Consider the following 15,846-nt stretch of genomic DNA (forward strand, 5'->3'; position numbering starts at 1 on the left):
TCGCGGGCGACGAGATCAGGCTCCCCGTCTCCGGTCAAATCACCTGCGGCGCTGATGGCGGTCATGACGTTCCAGCCATCTCCGACTTTGATGCGCCAGCCAAAGAGGCCGTTGCCTTGGCCGGGGTAGGTCCAGAGGGTGCCGTTGGTGTCGCGGGCGACGAGATCAGGCTCCCCGTCTCCGGTCAAATCACCTGCGGCGCTGATGGCGGTCATGACGTTCCAGCCGTCGCCGACTTTGATGCGCCAGCCGAAGAGGCCGTTGCCTTGGCCGGGGTAGGTCCAGAGGGTGCCGTTGGTGTCGCGGGCGACGAGGTCGGGCTGGCCGTCTCCCGTGAGGTCACCTGCGGCGCTGATGGCGGTCATGACGTTCCAGCCATCGCCGACTTTAATGCGCCAGCCGAAGAGGCCGTTGCCCTGGCCCGGATAGGTCCACAGGGTGCCGTTGGTGTCACGGGCGACGAGGTCGGGTTCGCCGTCCCCGGTGAGGTCTCCTGCGGCGCTGATAGCGGTCATGACGTTCCAACCATCGCCGACTTTAATGGGCCAGCCGAAGAGGCCGTTGCCCTGGCCCGGATAGGTCCACAGGCTCCCGTTGCTGTCCTGGGCCAGCAGGTCGGCCTTGCCGTCACTGGTGAAGTCCCTCGCTGCCGGTGCCGGCGCCGGAGCCGGAGCCGTGCTGGTGAAGAGCAGCCGGTTGGGGGTTCCCGCTGACACGTTGGTGACGGCGCCCTGCGTGGCGGCGGAGGTGATGTCCGCTGCCACCGCAGCAGGAGTCTGCTGCGGGTTCCGCGACAGGGCAAGCGCTGCAGCACCGGCAACGTGCGGTGACGCCATGGAGGTGCCGCTCAGGGTGGCTGCTGATGTGGTGGAGGTGTCCCAGTCGGACGTGATGCCCACCCCCGGCGCGTATAGATCAACGCAACTCCCGTAATTCGAGAACCCTGCCTGCCGGTCAGAGGAATCGCTGGCGGCGACGGTCAGGGCCTCGGGTACCCGGGCGGGAGAGGTGGTGCAGGCGTCCACCGCGGCGTTTCCGGCAGCCACCACCGCCGTGACGCCGTCATTGATGATTCCCTTGACGGCGTTATCCAGGATGGTGCTGGTGGCACCGCCGATGCTGAGGTTGGCTACTGCCGGTGCGCCGGCGGCGTGCTGGGACGCGATCCAGTCAAGCCCCGCGATGACGTCGGAGTCATACCCGGACCCGTCGCACCCGAGCACCCGCACCGGAACCACGCTGGCTGCTTTGGCCACCCCGAACGTCTTTCCGGCAATGATGCCGGCAACATGGGTGCCGTGGCCGTTGCAGTCGCTGCTGCCCTTGCCGTCGGCGATTGCCGTCCAGCCCGCCGCGACCCGGCCGCCAAAGTCCGTGTTTTCCGCCAGGACGCCGGTGTCGATGACGTAGGCACTCACGCCCCCGCCGCTGGAAGAAGGCGTGAAGGTGCCGGAGAGCGGGAGCGCGCGCTGGTCGATCCTGTCCAGGCCCCAGGGCGGGGACTGCTGGGTGTCGGAAACCGAAACCGGCGAATCCGGCTCCATCAGGGAAACCCGGGGCGAATGTGCCAGGGCAGCGGCCTGCGCTTTGGTGGCTGTGATCGCCGCACCCCGTAACGCTGCGGAGAAGGTCCTGCCCACGCCCACTCCCTGGGACCGGAGGGACTGGGCTTCCGTGGCCACGTCGGCACCCTCGGTGAAACTAACCAGGTAGCGGCCTTCATCGGCGCTCAGGGGGCCGGCTGCCTGCGCGTTACCGGCGGCTGCCTGCGCGTTACCGCTGGCTGCCTGCGAGGGCATCGGATCGGGTGCCACCGCAGGGGTGACTGCTGTGGCCGGGGACGCCGCCAGCATTACCGCGGCCGCGGCTGCCAGTACCGCGCCGGCGGAGCGCCGGAATCGCTTGGAAAATGACATGGTGGCCTCCTAGTGACCCGTGTGTCCTGCAGTGAACAAACCTCGAGCGGTTCCGCAGGCCGTTCCGGGCGCGGCAATGGAGGCAGGCGTTGCCAGCCGGCAGCGGGTACAGCGGCCGGCAGTAAGTTCGGTAGCCCCAGACAATCCCTTGTGCTCCCCAGCTTTCGGCGGAAACGGAAACCATTCCCTGGTCCACGTGGTCCGTCCCCGCCCAGGAGTCCCGGCTGAGCCCGGGGCCTGTTCTCCAGCACGGGCTTGGGCCTGGGCAGACGGACGTTGTGGCTCCGGCCATTTTACAACTCCCCGGTTCCGGAAGCCGCGGCCCCACCTGCCAACTCGCAACCTGCCAAGCCCCGCCAACGTTCCGCGCCCGGGGCCCACCAAGCACGCCACCCTGCCCGGTCGGCTCAGCCGGCGGGGCAGGAAGCCCGGAAGGCCAGGTACCGCGGATCGCCGCGGCCCACCAGCCGCCCCAGCGCCTCGACGGCCAGGAAATCGGCAGCACCCATATCCGTGGAAAGCCACCGGGCCAGCAGCGAAGCGTCCCCGCTGGAGCGCACGGCCGATCCAATCGCCATGTCCAGCTGGTCCCGCAGCAGCTGCACGGGAAGGGCACCGGACCGGCTGAGCAGGGGAGCGCGGTACGACTCCAGCGCCCCGGCAACCCTGCCCTTGCGCAGCAGCCGCAGCACGCGCGCCGCGTCGGACCGGCCGGCCAGCCCGGGAGCCAGCCGGTAGGGGGTGGACTCCACGGCCCCGCCCAGCATGGACCGCACCCGGAACATCTCGGTCCGGATGGCCTGCGGCGTTCCCGCATCACCATGCAGCTCGTACGCCAACTCCTCCGCGGACCAGCCCTGCGACCGCGAATCCAGCAGCGCCAGGATCTCCGCCCGGCGCAGCGTCAGCGGCGTGCGGGTACCGTCAGCAAACACCGCAGAGGGTTTGTCGCCGAGCAGTTCCAGCGACTCCACCCCAGCCGTCCGGGCTGCAGGAGGCCCGGGCCGCCGGGACGCACCCAACGGAGACGGGGCACCCGGGGAGGTGCCGCCGTCGGACGTTCCCAGCAACGCCTCTGCCACCCGCACGGCGCACCGCACCATCCGCAGGGTGTCCGCGCTGATGGTGTCCAGCGGGCCGGAGACATCCAGCACCCCGAGCACCCGTCCCGTGGCCGGGTCCGTAATGGGGGCTGCCGTGCAGGCCCATTCGTGGTGCGTGCGGACCAGGTGTTCGGCGGAAAACAGCTGCACGGCGCCGCCGGTGGCCAGGGCCTCGCTGATGGCATTGGTGCCGATGCCCGCCTCGGACCAGTCGGCGCCTTCGGAGAACTCCAGCGTGTCGGCACGGCGGAGGACGGCGGGGCTGCCCACCCGCCACAGGACCTCGCCGCCGGCATCGGTGAGCACCAGCAGGTGGCGGCCGGACCTGGAGTCGTCGGCAAGGAGGTCGTGGAGCGCCGGCATGACCTGCTGCAGCCGGTGTTCCCGCCGAAGCTCCAGTACCTCGGACACCTCGTGCAGGTGCCGCGGGCTGTGCTGGTCCGGGCTGATACCCAAGGCCATGGAACGGTGCCAGGAGTCAACCAGGCGGGTGGGGATCTCGGGCCGCGGGAAACCGGCAATAACCAACTCGTGTGCGCGGCGCAGCGTCCGTGCGTACCGTGCCGGGTCCGAAAACCTCAGGCCGTAGTCCACCGTTTCCTCCTCGCAGCCGGCACCGTTGCCGGATCCGTGTAACGCCGCTGTTACCCCCGCAGGGTTCCACTGGTGATGCAGCTCACGCCCGCCCCAGCATATCGGGCAGGCGGAGCCCAAGGAACAGCACAAAGGAGTGGAAATGACCCAAACACCCACGGCTGCCGCCCAGGCCTGGCTTTCCGGTCTGGACGATGCGCTGCAGCGGCGCGACGTGGACGCCGCGCTGGAACTTTTCGAGGACGGCGCCTACTGGAGGGACTTCGTGGCCTTCACCTGGAACCTCAAAACGCTCGAAGGCAAGGCGGACATCCGGCGGATGCTGGAGGCCACACTGGACCGCGTGCAGCCTGCCAACTGGGCGCTCGCCGAAGACGCCACCGGGGACACGGAGAATGTGGAAGCCTGGATCACGTTCGAAACCGGCGCCGCGCGCGGCTACGGCCACCTCCGGCTCCGCAACGGCAAATGCTGGACGCTGCTGACCACCATGCAGGAGCTGAAGGGCTTCGAGGAGAAGAAGGGTCCCCGGCGCGAGCAGGGCGTGGCGCGCGAGACAGTCCGCGGCCGCCGGTCCTGGAAGGAGCTCAAGGAGGAGCAGGAAGCCCGGCTCGGCTACGACGAGCAGCCCTACTGCGTGATCATCGGCGGCGGGCAGGGCGGGATCGGGCTGGCGGCGCGGCTGAAGCGGCTGGGCGTGCCCACCATCATCGTCGAAAAGAACCAGAACCCCGGTGACTCCTGGCGCAACCGCTACAAGTCCCTGCACCTGCACGATCCCGTCTGGTACGACCACCTTCCCTACCTGAAGTTCCCGGACGACTGGCCTGTCTTTGCCGCCAAGGACAAGATCGGCGACTGGCTGGAGCACTACACCCGCATCATGGAGCTGAACTACTGGTCCGGCACCGAGTGCGTCAAGGCAGCGTACGACGACGGCACGCAGGAATGGGAGGTCAACGTCCTTCGCAACGGCGAACCAGTGACGCTCCGGCCCAAGCAGCTCATCTTCGCCCTGGGCGTCTCCGGCTACCCGAACATCCCCAAATTCGATGGCGCCGAGAGTTTCCTGGGGGAGCAGCGGCACTCCTCGCAGCACCCGGGCGGCGGGGACTGGAAGGGAAAGAAGGCCGTGGTGATCGGTTCCAACAACTCGGCCCACGACATCTGCGCCGACCTGTGGGAACACGGTGCCGACGTCACCATGGTCCAGCGCTCCTCCACGCACATTGCCCGCAGCGAATCGCTGATGGACCTGGCCCTGGGTGACCTGTACTCGGAGCGGGCGCTCGCTGCCGGCGTGACCACGGAGAAGGCGGACCTGCTGTTCGCCTCCCTGCCTATGCGCGTCCTGCCGGACGCCCAAGTGCCGGTGTACCAGGAAATGGCATCCCGGGATGCGGACTTCTACTCCCAGCTGGAGGCCGCCGGCTTCGACCTGGACTTCGGGGTGGACGGGTCCGGCCTGTTCGTGAAATACCTCCGGCGCGGCTCCGGCTACTACATCGACGTAGGCGCCTCCCAACTGATCATCGACGGCCGGGTGAAGCTGAAGTCAGGGCAGGTTGCCAAGGTCACCGGCAACGCCGTGGTGATGGACGACGGCGCCGAACTGGAAGCGGACCTCATTGTCTATGCCACCGGCTACGGTTCCATGAACGGCTGGCTGGCGGACCTGGTCTCGCCCGAAATCGCCGACCGCGTGGGCAAATGCTGGGGATACGGCTCAGACACGCCAAAAGACCCTGGTCCGTGGGAGGGGGAGCTGCGCAATATGTGGAAGCCCACTAACGTGCCCAACCTCTGGATCCATGGTGGAAACCTGCACCAGAGCCGGCACTACTCCGCCTACCTGGCGCTGCAGCTAAAGGCCCGGATGGAAGGACTCGACACCCCCGTCTATGAACTGCAGCCCAGCCACCACACCCGCTAACCGCGTCCACAACATGGAGGAATCATGAAGGCAGCACGTTTCCACGCCCGCAAGGACATCCGGATCGAGGACATTCCGGAGCCGGAGCTGCGGGCGGGGGCCGTGAAGATCGACGTCGCGTGGTGCGGCATCTGCGGCACGGACCTGCACGAGTTCCTGGACGGGCCCATCTTCTGTCCCGCTCCGGGCCATCCGCACCCGCTCTCGCACGAGGAATCCCCGGTGACCCTGGGGCACGAATTCTCCGGGACTGTGTCCGAGGTCGGGGAAGGCGTGGAAGGGCTGGCAGTGGGTGACAACGTCGTCGTCGAACCCTATTTTGTGGACGGCGACTGCGACATGTGCCAGGCGGGCAGCTACCACCTGTGCCGGCAGATGGGCTTCATTGGGCTCTCCGGCGGCGGGGGAGGGCTGAGCGAGAAGATCGTGGTGGACCAGCGGTGGGTGCACCCCATCGGTGACATCCCGCTGGACGAGGCCGCGCTGATCGAGCCGCTGTCTGTTGCCCACCACGCGGTGGCGCGCAGCGGCGTCAAGGCAGGCGACGTTGCGCTGGTGGGCGGGTCCGGGCCCATCGGCCTGCTCACCGCGGCGGTCCTCAAGGGCATGGGCGTGACCACGATCATCAGCGAGCTCACCCAGGCCCGCAAGGAGAAGGCCACCTCCAGCGGCGTGGCGGACCACGTCCTGGACCCGAGCAAGGAGGACGTCCCGGCGCGGGTGCGCGAGCTCACCGGCGGCACCGGGGCGGACGTCGCGTTCGAATGCGCCGGTGTGAATGCCGTGCTGGACACCATGCTCGACGCCGTACGGCCCGGGGCCGTGGTGGTCAACGTGTCCATCTGGGGCGGGCCGGCCACCGTGGACATGCAGAAGATCGTGCTCAAGGAGATCGACCTGCGCGGCACCATCGCCTATGTCCGGGACCACCCGGCCGTCATCAAGATGGTGCAGGAGGGCAAGGTGGACCTCAAACCGTTCATCACCGGCCGGATCGCGCTGGAGGACCTGGTGGAGCAGGGTTTCGACACCCTCATCAACCACAAGGACACCGCGGTGAAGGTGCTGGTGCATCCGTAGCCAGGCGTGGACTTTGGTCCCTGTTCCTGCCGTAACCCTCAGGCGTAGCTTGAATGTGGGTCCCGCAACCGCGGGCCCACATTCAAGGGGGCGTCATGACCAGGCCCAGGCTTACCGCACTCAGCGTTCTCGGTCTCAGCGGCCTGATGGTGCTCACCGGCTGCTTCGGCCCGCCCAGTCCGTCTCCCACCACCAGTTCCGCGGCGCCGTCCGCAAGTGCCGGCACAAGCACCAGTCCAAGCACGACGGCGGGCGCCACCACAACGGCGACCCCAACGACGCCGGGCAGCACCTCAGCCGCGCCCACCACCCCGGCTGCCGCGCCGCCGTCGTCCGTGCCGACCAGCCCGCCGCCCACACAGGAACCTGCCCCGACCGGCCTTCCCGAGCAGGTGGCGCCGCTGACTGTCTACTACGTCGCGGTCGGCGACAACGGTGTCTCGGGGCCCATGATCGGCTGCGGCGACAGCCTGGTGGCCACCACCACTGCGCCCGTCCGGTTCACGGACCAGGTGGGCCCCAGCGTCGGGACCCTGCTGGCGAACAAGAGCCGGGATGTGGGACTGTCCGGGCTGATCAACGCCCTCTACCAGTCAAACCTGACCTACCTCGGCGGCGAGCTGAATGGCAGCACCATCAGCATCTGGCTCTCCGGGCAGTTCATGCTGGGCGGCGTGTGCGACGTCCCCCGCGCGAAGGCGCAGCTTGAATACACGGCCATGGCCGCCTCCGGCGCCACGAACGCGCAGGTGTTCGTTAACGGCCGGCCGATTGACGAGGTGCTCAGCCTCAAGTGACAGGAAGAAGCAACCAAGGAGGAAGCACCATGTTCGCGAGAATCAGTACCTACCGGACCGGACCTGAAACCCGCGCAGACAATCCCGGCGACGTGGTGGACGCGGTGCTGCAAATTCCCGGGTGCAAGGGCGTCTACTACTTGAACGGCACAGGAACCGATAAAGCACTGTCCATCACGCTGTGGGAGACGGAAGAGGCGATGGTTGCCAGCCGGCGGGACGCCACCAGGATCCGCGAGGAGAGCAGCCGGGCGGACAGGACGGAGATTGTCTCCGTGGAGGAATTCGAAGTCACCGCAAGCAGCCTTCACCAGTGAAGGCTGCACCAGGCGGCGGCCCCGGCGGGGCCGCATGACGGGCAAGGACGGGCCGGGCCACCTCCAGCACCCGCTGTTCGCCCGGGCTTTTTCCCGCGCCGTTGGCGGCATGGACCGCCGCGGGGCCACGGAGCACCGCCGGCGCATCCTTGCCGGGCTGCAGGGATCTGTGGTCGAAATCGGCGCAGGGGCGGGCTCATCATTTTCGCTGTACCCGCCCGCAGTCACCCACGTCCTGGCCCTGGAGCCGGATGACTACCTGCGGGCCGTGGCGGATAAAGCCGCAGGATCGGCAAGTGTCCCCGTGACCGTCGTGGCCGGCGCCGCTGAGCGCATCCCCGCGGAAACCGGCAGCGCCGACGCCGTGGTGGCAAGCCTGGTCCTCTGCAGCGTCGCGGACCAGGCGGCCGTGCTGGCGGAGATTCGCCGCGTCCTGCGCCCTGGCGGATCCCTGGCCTATTACGAGCACGTCCGGTCCGCGCGCCCGCTCCTGGCCAGGGCCGAAGATGTGCTGACCCCGGTCTGGGGACGCTTCATGGGCGGCTGCCACCTCAACCGGGACACGCTTGCGGCCATCACCGCAGCGGGATTCAGGGTCCAGGACAATGAACGCTTCGGTTTCGCGGTGCAGCGGCTGAACCCTCCCATGGCCCATATCCTGGGCACGGCCACCAGCCCCGGGCCGCCTGATTGAACCTGCCACGCCGTCGTACCCTTGCCTTAGGTTGAAGCCACGAAGCCCACGCGTCCGAACGGATCGGCATGACAGACGTGAACCTCCGGGAGCGCAGCTCCCTCCAGCTGGCCATCACCGACGCCGCGAGCCTGACGGCGGAGCAAACACTGGCACGCCTGGCATCCGGCACCGGCGGCCTCACCGGGGAGGATGCCGCCGCCCGCCTGCTGGAGCTGGGCCCCAACGCCGTCCGCACGCACCGGGCCAACTCCTGGGCCGTCCTCGGCCGGCAGTTCGCCAGCCCCATCCTCATCCTCCTGATCGTCACCGCCGGCCTGTCCCTGTTCCTGGGCGATGCCACCAACTCAATCGTCATCGGCGTGATCCTGCTGGCCAGCGTGGGCCTCGGTTTCGCCAACGAATACCGCGCCGAACGCGCCTCCGAGGCCCTGCACTCCCGCGTCACCCACAAGGCTGCCGTCCAGCGCGACGGAACCACCACCGAAGTGGACGTCACCGCCCTGGTGCCCGGCGACGTCGTCCATCTTTCCCTGGGTGCAATTGTCCCGGCGGATATCCGGCTCCTCACCACGAACAACCTGCTCTGCGACGAAAGCATCCTTACGGGCGAGTCCCAGGCGGCCGCCAAGGATCCTGCCCCCGTTCCCGGCGGCGCCTCCCTTGCCGACCTCGCCTCCTGCGTGTTCATGGGCACCGTGATCCAGTCCGGCGGCTGCAGCGGCGTGGTGGTGGCAACCGGCGGCCGCGCCGAGTTCGGCCGGATCGCGCTGGGCCTGGGCGAACGGCAGCCGCAGACCGAGTTCCAGCTGGGCCTCAAACGGTTCTCATTCCTGCTGCTGCAGGTGGCCGTGGTGCTCACGTCGCTGATCTTCGTCGCCAACCTGCTGCTGCAGCGGCCCCTGCTGGAATCACTGCTCTTCTCACTGGCCATCGCGGTTGGCATCACCCCGCAGCTGCTGCCCGCTGTCGTCAGCACCAGCCTGGCTACCGGCACCCGCCAGCTGGCCAAGCAGAAGGTCCTGGTCAAGCGGCTGGTGTGCATCGAGGACCTGGGCGACATGGACATCCTGGTCACGGACAAAACGGGCACCCTCACCGAGGGGAAGATCAGCTTCACCCACGCGCTCCCGGCCACGGAGGGGATGTCCGACGCCGGCCTGCTAACCTTGGGCCTGCTGGCTACCGAGGCGAACTACGCCGGCGCGAAGGTCTCCTCCGCCGGCCAGAACCCGCCGGATGCCGCGCTGTGGGAGAGCCCCGGCGCGGCGGCCTTCGACCCGGCACGGTTCGAGCGGCTGGACCTGATTGGATTCGACCACCAGCGCCGCCGGACTACCGCGCTGGTCAGTGAAGCCGGCGGTCCCGCCCTGCTGGTCACCAAGGGTGCCCCCGAAGATGTCCTGGCCCTGTGCGCGCCCATCACCCTGGCAGCGCAGGCGCTGCTGGATGAACAGTTCGACGCCGGCTCCCGGGTGGTTGCCGTCGCCACCCGCCCTGCGGCGGGGCTCAGCCGGCTGACTCGTGCCGATGAGCAGGACCTTACCCTTGCCGGCTTCCTGGTGTTCCTGGACCGGCCCAAGGCTAACGCCCGGCAGTCGCTGGACCGGCTTGAGGCGCTGGGCATCTCGGTGAAACTCGCCACCGGGGACAACGCCAAAGTGGCGGAGCGGGTGTGCGCAGACCTGGACGTGATCTCCGGCGGCACGCTGACAGGCGCCGAGGTTGAGGGAATGTCCGACGCCGACCTCGCCGCCGCGGCGCGCACGGCCACCATCTTCGCCCGCGTCTCGCCCGAACAAAAGGCCCGGATCATCACCCTCCTGCGGCAAAGCGGCGGGGCGGTGGGCTTCATGGGCGACGGTGTCAACGACGCCCTGGCACTGCACAAGGCGGACATCGGCATCTCCGTCGATACCGCAACGGACGTCGCCAAGGACGCGGCCGACGTCGTCCTCCTGGACAAAGACCTGGGCGTCCTGGCGGACGGCGTGATGGAGGGGCGGCGGATCTTCGCCAACACCATCAAGTACGTGCTGATGGGCACGTCCAGCAACTTCGGCAATATGTTCAGCGCAGCCACGGCCTCCGTGGTGCTCAGCTTCCTGCCCATGCTGCCGGGCCAGATCCTGCTGAACAACCTGCTTTATGACAGCGGCCAACTCGCCATCCCGGGCGACCGCGTGGACAAGGAACAGTTGCGGGCACCCTCCCACTGGAACATCGCCTTCATCCGCCGCTTCATGCTCCTCTTCGGGCCCATCAGCTCGCTGTTCGACTTCGCCACGTTCGCCCTGATGCTGGTCGTGTTCACGGCGGTGCCCGGCGAGTTCCGGGCCGGTTGGTTCATCGAATCCATCGCTACCCAGACGCTGATTATCTTCGCCATCCGTACCCGGCGGGTGCCGTTCCTGCGCAGCCGGCCGTCCGCGGGCCTGCTTTCCGCCTCCCTCGGAGTAGTGGCCCTGGGCGTGTTCCTGCCGCTCTCGCCCCTGGCCGGCGTGCTGGGCTTCGACCCCCTGCCGGTACCGTTCTTCCTCGCCCTGCTGGGCATGGTGGTGGTGTACCTGGTGCTGGTGGAGCTCGCCAAACAATGGTTCTTCGCCCGCGACGCCCAGCAGCTGCCCGCGCCGCCGCCGCCCGTCCGGCGCCGGCATGCCACCCACCACATTTCCCGGCGCGCGTTCCGGTTCAGCATCCCGGCCCGGGTTCCTCCGCTCAAGGTGCATGCAGCCAGGGGGCGCGCGGTAGGCTGGCGCCGGGCACGGCGGGGAAGGCCTGGCCGTAACCTTTAGGGCCCGCGGCGCCAAGGGTTGTTAGCATGGAGAAAAGAGACGCTGGGGGCTTTCAAAAATCGGATCCGGGGTGATGCAGCCCGCCGTGGATGCGTTCGATTTCGGAGCGTTTTTACATGTGGCGTGAACCAATAAGGCGGCGGACCCGGGAACTCCTGCGGGAGTTTGTAGAGCGGGCGGATGATCTTGTCCGGGCACAGGAACATGTCGAGGGGCTGCTCGGCGCAGTGGTCTCCATGACAGAAGACCTGAGCCTGGAAGCAGTACTGGACCGGCTGGTGCAGTCGGCATGCGAACTAGTGGGGGCGCGCTATGGGGCCCTGGGCGTCATCGGCGACGACCAGCAGCTCAGCCACTTCATCACCGTGGGCATCGATGAAGACGGTGCCCGGGTGATCGGCGACCTGCCCACCGGCCATGGCGTGCTTGGCGAGCTGATCCGCGAACCCAAGCCGTTGCGGCTCCATGATTTGGGCGAGCACCCCATAGCGGTTGGGTTCCCTTCCAACCACCCGCCCATGAGTACCTTCCTCGGCGTACCGGTCCGGGTTCGGAACGAAGTCTTCGGGAACCTCTACCTAACGGAAAAGATCGGCGAGCAGGATTTCACGGGCGAGGACGAAGACCTCGCTGTTGCCCTTGCGGCTGCCGCCGGTGTGGCCATCCAGAACGCTAAGTTGTTCGATGACAGCAGGCGCCGCCAGCGATGGCTGGAAGCGGGCATGGAAGTAAGTGACCGCCTGAAGGAGGAGCCACGCTCCGATACGGAGAACCTGGACATGATCGCGGAGCGCGCCCTGAACGCCTCCGTCTCCGTCCTGTCCCTGATTGCATCGGTGGGCGCGGACGGGACCATCAGGTCCCGGACATCGGTGGGTGCCCAGGCAATGCCCGGCGGCCAGGAACTTTCCGCTGCCAACGTCCTGGCTAAAGTGCTGGAAACAGGGGAGTCCAAGGTCCTGGCCGACCCCCTCCTGGTGTTCGATCCGACGTCGGCCGAGAAGCTTGGGCCGGTCCTGGTGGCCGCCCTGGGCAGCAACAGTGACGGCCACCGCGACAGCGTCCTCATCCTCGCCAGGAATGTTGGCGGAGCGCGGTATACGGAAGTGGACATTGAGCAAAGCGCCGTATTTGCGTCCCGGATAGGCCTGACGCTGGACCTGCTCAAGGCGAACCAACTGCGGGAAGAGCACGCCCTGTTCATCGACCGGGAACGGATCGCGGCGGACCTGCACGACCTGGTGATCCAGCGGCTTTTCGCCGCCGGGTTGAGCATCCAGGGCCTGCGCCGCTACACCGCGGACCCGCCTGCCCATGAGCGGCGCATTGCGGGGATCACCGCAGAGCTGGACGACTGCATCCATCAGCTTCGCGACACCATCTACTCCCTCCAGGCGCGGGCGCCTGATAAGGAACTTCTCAGCGGCCGCCTGCTGCGCGCTGTGCAGGAAGCCGCGAACGCTGCCGGTTTCCTCCCCAGGATCCAGATTTCAGGACCCGTGGACGATGTGGTGGGCGATGAAGTGGCCGAACAGCTGCTGCGGGTGCTCCACGAAGGCGTCAGCAACGCCGTGAGGCATTCCGGATCGGAGGACATCTCCATTCAGCTCGCCGCGCAGGATGGCGAGGTGGTCCTCACAGTCCGCGACACCGGGCGTGGATTCAAGGACCCTGAGCGGGTCAGCGGGTTGACAAACATGAAGAACCGGGCCGCCCACCTGGGCGGGGACTGCGTCATTGACAGCATCCCCGGCAAAGGTACCAGTGTGACGTGGAGGGCACCCGCTGGCGGCTGATGTGACGTGGAGGGCACCCGCTGGCGGCTGAGCGGCGGGCACCGGCCTGTTTCACGGCGATGGGTCAGGAATTGGGTGCATGCAACAATTCCCACGCCCGTGGGATCGGCGCGGGGATCAGGTGACCCCGACGGCGGAAACCCAGTTTATGGAGCACGGAGGACACGTTGGCGGCAACGTCGGCTTCAGGCAGCGCCATCTCCTGCCCGATTTGCGGGTTGGTCAGTCCGCGTGCCATGAGGGCGAGCACGTTCCGCTCGGTCCGTGTCATGGCCTTCAGCCAGGGGGCAGAAGCTGTTGCGTAGAGGCTCTCGGCCACCCGTTCCCTGACGGCAGGGCTCATCGGTGGAATGCCCGCCGCCGTGTTGCGGATGCAGTTGATCAGTGCGTCGTTGTCTCCGAGCCGCTTGAGCACATACCCTGAAGCGCCTGCCAGGACCGCTGCCCGTACGGCGTGCTGCTCGTCCCAGCCGGTGAGGATCAGGCAACGCACCTCAGGGGCAGTGGAACGCAGGTCACGGCACACTTCGATGCCCGTGCCGTCCGGCAGCCTGTCGTCCAGTATTACGATGTCCGGCTGCAGGATGTGGATCAGCCGGCGCGCTTCTGCAGCCGACCCGCTTTCGCCGACCACGTCGAAGCCAACGTGCTCCAGAAGGTCGCCAAGGCCCCTTCGGACCATCTCGTGGTCGTTGAGGATGAAGACCCGGATGGGCAGGGCGGGAGACCAAAAATCATCTCGAATTTCTGTAGGTGTGTTCATGAAGACGCTCTCATCGGCTCGACGCCCTCCCCGACTGCCCTTTCCCTGCAGCCGCCCCTCCGGAAGGAACCTCATTAAAACATTGGCACTTACGGCCATTCAATTCCCAGCGCGCTGCCGGCATAGGCCGGAATCTCCCGGGGGACGCTGCAGACGGCGCAGATGGTGCTGTGTTCCGGCCCCTTCACCCATTGATGGGACTCCTCCAGCCGGTATTCGTACCGGCCCCCGAGCTTCTGGAGCCGGTTCAGGGCCACACTGGCAGTTTCCCAGGAGCCCCAGCGGCCCACCACCCCGCCGCTCGCGTTGGAAATGACATTGCACCCGCCCTGACCGAGTTCGGCGCTGTGGTCCAGCCCGCCTGTCGGTTCGTTGCCGGCGTGAACTGCCTTGTACTCGTCAATGGTTGCCATGTTCCTGTCTCCCTGCCCCGGCTTAGGCAGCCTGCTGCTGCGGACGGGCGAGGAATACCTCCAGCGACTGAAGCGTCACGACTGCGTCGTGGAAGGCCGGGTTGCGGTGCGGATGCAGGCGGCGCAGCAGGCCCCCGTTGTATTGGAGACGGCGGCGTGCGGTGCTGACGGCACGGACGGTGTGGTCAAGGTCTTCCGGGCGGCGCGGCAGGGCGTTGTTCATGCACTGGATCGACGCAAGGGCGACGGCCAGGACGTTGGCGTCCAACTGCTGGCCCGCTGCCCGGTGCCGCCGCAGCTGGGAGGCTAAACCGTCCCAAATGTCCCGCGCTGCGGTCCGTGCCACTTCTGTCCGGGCCGCGTTTGCGGACAACCCCCGGTCCAGGAACTCCTTGTAAAGGGGGTCGAACCGACCCGCCAGCTCTTCTGCTTTCTCCACAGCGTCACCGGTCGGAGCTGATTCCGGGCTGAAATTGGACGGGTGGAGGAGCATCGCCCGTCGGCGCGCTGCTTCCGCCTGTGACAGGGGAGGGGGACGGAAGGTGAGGATGTCAGCGGACATGCCGGTCCTTTCATAATCCAGCCAGCGGGCATCCTGGCGGTGCCTCCGGCGGAAAGTCACTGGGGTTCAACATGGAAAGCCGCTCCAGCCTCGCAATGTGAGGACCCGGAAGTGCCTTTACAAGGATGCCCAGCGTCCCGGGCACGGCTGTAGGGCTGAAGGTCCCGTCCTCAAAGAGGGCTCCCAGCGATCACGGGTGCCGGGCGGGGGCTTTGTGCCCTGTTTCGGGTTCCGGCGCCGCCCTAGCCTGAAATAGGCAGCGCGGTGTACGGCCGCCTGCCGGATCCGGGAGGCACACGGTGAAATCGGCAAACGCAAGCATCATCGCAGGCGTGATCCTCATAACGCTGGGCGGCCTGTTGCTCCTGGACCGGCTGGGCGGAATGGACACAGCTGCGTTCGTGGCCCCGCTGATTTTCGCGGCCGTGGGGGTTTTGTTCCTGTCCCTGTTCGTCCGCCGCCGGGAGAACTGGTGGGCGGCCATCCCGGGCTCCGTGTTCCTGGGCCTCGCAGCGGTTATCACCACTACCCAGCTCACAGGGGGTGCCTGGGGTGCGGCTTTCCTGTTCCTTTTCATGGGCGCCGGGTTCGGGGCCGTGTTCGTTCGGGAACCGGGCAATTGGTGGGCCCTGATTCCGTCCGGTGTCATGTTCACGCTGGCGGTCATCGTGGCCCTCCCGCAGGAACTGCAGGGTACGCCCACTGCGGCCGTCCTCTTCCTGGGCCTGGCGGCCACCTTCGGGGTGCTGTCCCTGGTCCCGGTCCGCGCTGAAGACAAGGGCGGCCACGCGGAACGGATGAAATGGCCCCTGATCCCGGCCGGTATCCTCACGGTCATGGGACTGATCTTCGTCCTCCAGGCAACGGCGGTGCTCATCCCCATCGACTTCGCGTTCCCCGCGGTCATGATCCTGGCGGGGCTCGCCCTGGTGGTGTACGCCTACCTGGCCCACCGCGACGGACGGCAGAAGGCTCACGGCCCCGGCCCGCGGGCAGGGTGAGCTCGGCAGGGTGAGCCGGGCGGGTTCAGGGGGCAGGTTGAGGCCGCCGGCCCCGCGAAATGGCACTACCCAGCAGTCCCAC

Annotated in this window: 13 protein-coding genes; 8 read left to right on the forward strand and 5 right to left on the reverse strand. The window is 67.5% G+C overall.

Features of this window, described 5'->3' with window-relative positions:
- The coding region (locus tag ACR65J_RS00680) for a S8 family serine peptidase (protein ID WP_440165170.1) at nucleotides 1-1,916 on the reverse strand (1,916 nt) is incomplete at its 3' end.
- A gap of 407 nt (nucleotides 1,917-2,323) precedes the next feature.
- Nucleotides 2,324-3,613 carry a GAF domain-containing protein gene (locus tag ACR65J_RS00685; RefSeq protein ID WP_440165172.1) on the reverse strand — a complete coding sequence of 430 codons (1,290 nt, stop codon included), beginning with the start codon at nucleotides 3,611-3,613 and terminating at the stop codon, nucleotides 2,324-2,326.
- 142 nt (nucleotides 3,614-3,755) lie between these two features.
- On the opposite strand from ACR65J_RS00685, the gene ACR65J_RS00690 reads away from it, so the two are divergent.
- The 7 genes from ACR65J_RS00690 (at nucleotide 3,756) to ACR65J_RS00720 (ending at nucleotide 13,025) form a co-directional block, all read left to right on the forward strand.
- The gene (locus ACR65J_RS00690; protein WP_440165174.1) at nucleotides 3,756-5,546 is read left to right on the forward strand and encodes an NAD(P)/FAD-dependent oxidoreductase; all 1,791 of its coding nucleotides are present in this window, start codon (nucleotides 3,756-3,758) and stop codon (nucleotides 5,544-5,546) included.
- A gap of 24 nt (nucleotides 5,547-5,570) precedes the next feature.
- Complete coding sequence (locus ACR65J_RS00695) at nucleotides 5,571-6,626, forward strand: 2,3-butanediol dehydrogenase (protein WP_440165176.1); 1,056 nt, start codon at nucleotides 5,571-5,573, stop codon at nucleotides 6,624-6,626.
- Nucleotides 6,627-6,721: 95 nt separating this feature from the next.
- A complete protein-coding gene (locus tag ACR65J_RS00700; RefSeq protein ID WP_440165178.1) occupies nucleotides 6,722-7,423 on the forward strand; it encodes a hypothetical protein in 702 nt (233 codons plus the stop codon).
- A gap of 29 nt (nucleotides 7,424-7,452) precedes the next feature.
- Nucleotides 7,453-7,740: a hypothetical protein gene (locus tag ACR65J_RS00705; protein ID WP_440165180.1), complete on the forward strand. Its 288-nt coding sequence runs from the start codon at nucleotides 7,453-7,455 to the stop codon at nucleotides 7,738-7,740.
- A gap of 34 nt (nucleotides 7,741-7,774) precedes the next feature.
- Nucleotides 7,775-8,434, forward strand: coding sequence for a class I SAM-dependent methyltransferase (locus ACR65J_RS00710; RefSeq protein ID WP_440165182.1), 660 nt, complete (start codon nucleotides 7,775-7,777; stop codon nucleotides 8,432-8,434).
- A gap of 68 nt (nucleotides 8,435-8,502) precedes the next feature.
- Complete coding sequence (mgtA, locus tag ACR65J_RS00715) at nucleotides 8,503-11,229, forward strand: magnesium-translocating P-type ATPase (RefSeq protein ID WP_440165184.1); 2,727 nt, start codon at nucleotides 8,503-8,505, stop codon at nucleotides 11,227-11,229.
- Between the two features lie 116 nt (nucleotides 11,230-11,345).
- Entirely contained in the window at nucleotides 11,346-13,025 is a 1,680-nt protein-coding gene (locus ACR65J_RS00720; protein ID WP_440165186.1) for a GAF domain-containing sensor histidine kinase, read from the forward strand.
- Between the two features lie 64 nt (nucleotides 13,026-13,089).
- On the opposite strand, the gene ACR65J_RS00725 is transcribed toward ACR65J_RS00720, so the two are convergent.
- The 3 genes from ACR65J_RS00725 to ACR65J_RS00735 form a co-directional block, all read right to left on the reverse strand.
- Complete coding sequence (locus tag ACR65J_RS00725; RefSeq protein ID WP_440165188.1) at nucleotides 13,090-13,788, reverse strand: response regulator; 699 nt, start codon at nucleotides 13,786-13,788, stop codon at nucleotides 13,090-13,092.
- A gap of 89 nt (nucleotides 13,789-13,877) precedes the next feature.
- The gene (locus ACR65J_RS00730; RefSeq protein WP_440165189.1) at nucleotides 13,878-14,201 is read right to left on the reverse strand and encodes a hypothetical protein; all 324 of its coding nucleotides are present in this window, start codon (nucleotides 14,199-14,201) and stop codon (nucleotides 13,878-13,880) included.
- A gap of 22 nt (nucleotides 14,202-14,223) precedes the next feature.
- Entirely contained in the window at nucleotides 14,224-14,763 is a 540-nt protein-coding gene (locus tag ACR65J_RS00735) for a hypothetical protein (protein WP_440165191.1), read from the reverse strand.
- Between the two features lie 299 nt (nucleotides 14,764-15,062).
- Here ACR65J_RS00735 and ACR65J_RS00740 point away from each other — a divergent pair, with 299 nt between their 5' ends.
- Nucleotides 15,063-15,764, forward strand: coding sequence for a hypothetical protein (locus ACR65J_RS00740; protein WP_440165193.1), 702 nt, complete (start codon nucleotides 15,063-15,065; stop codon nucleotides 15,762-15,764).
- Nucleotides 15,765-15,846 lie beyond the last annotated feature (82 nt).

It is taken from the genome of Arthrobacter sp. SAFR-044, assembly GCF_059414985.1.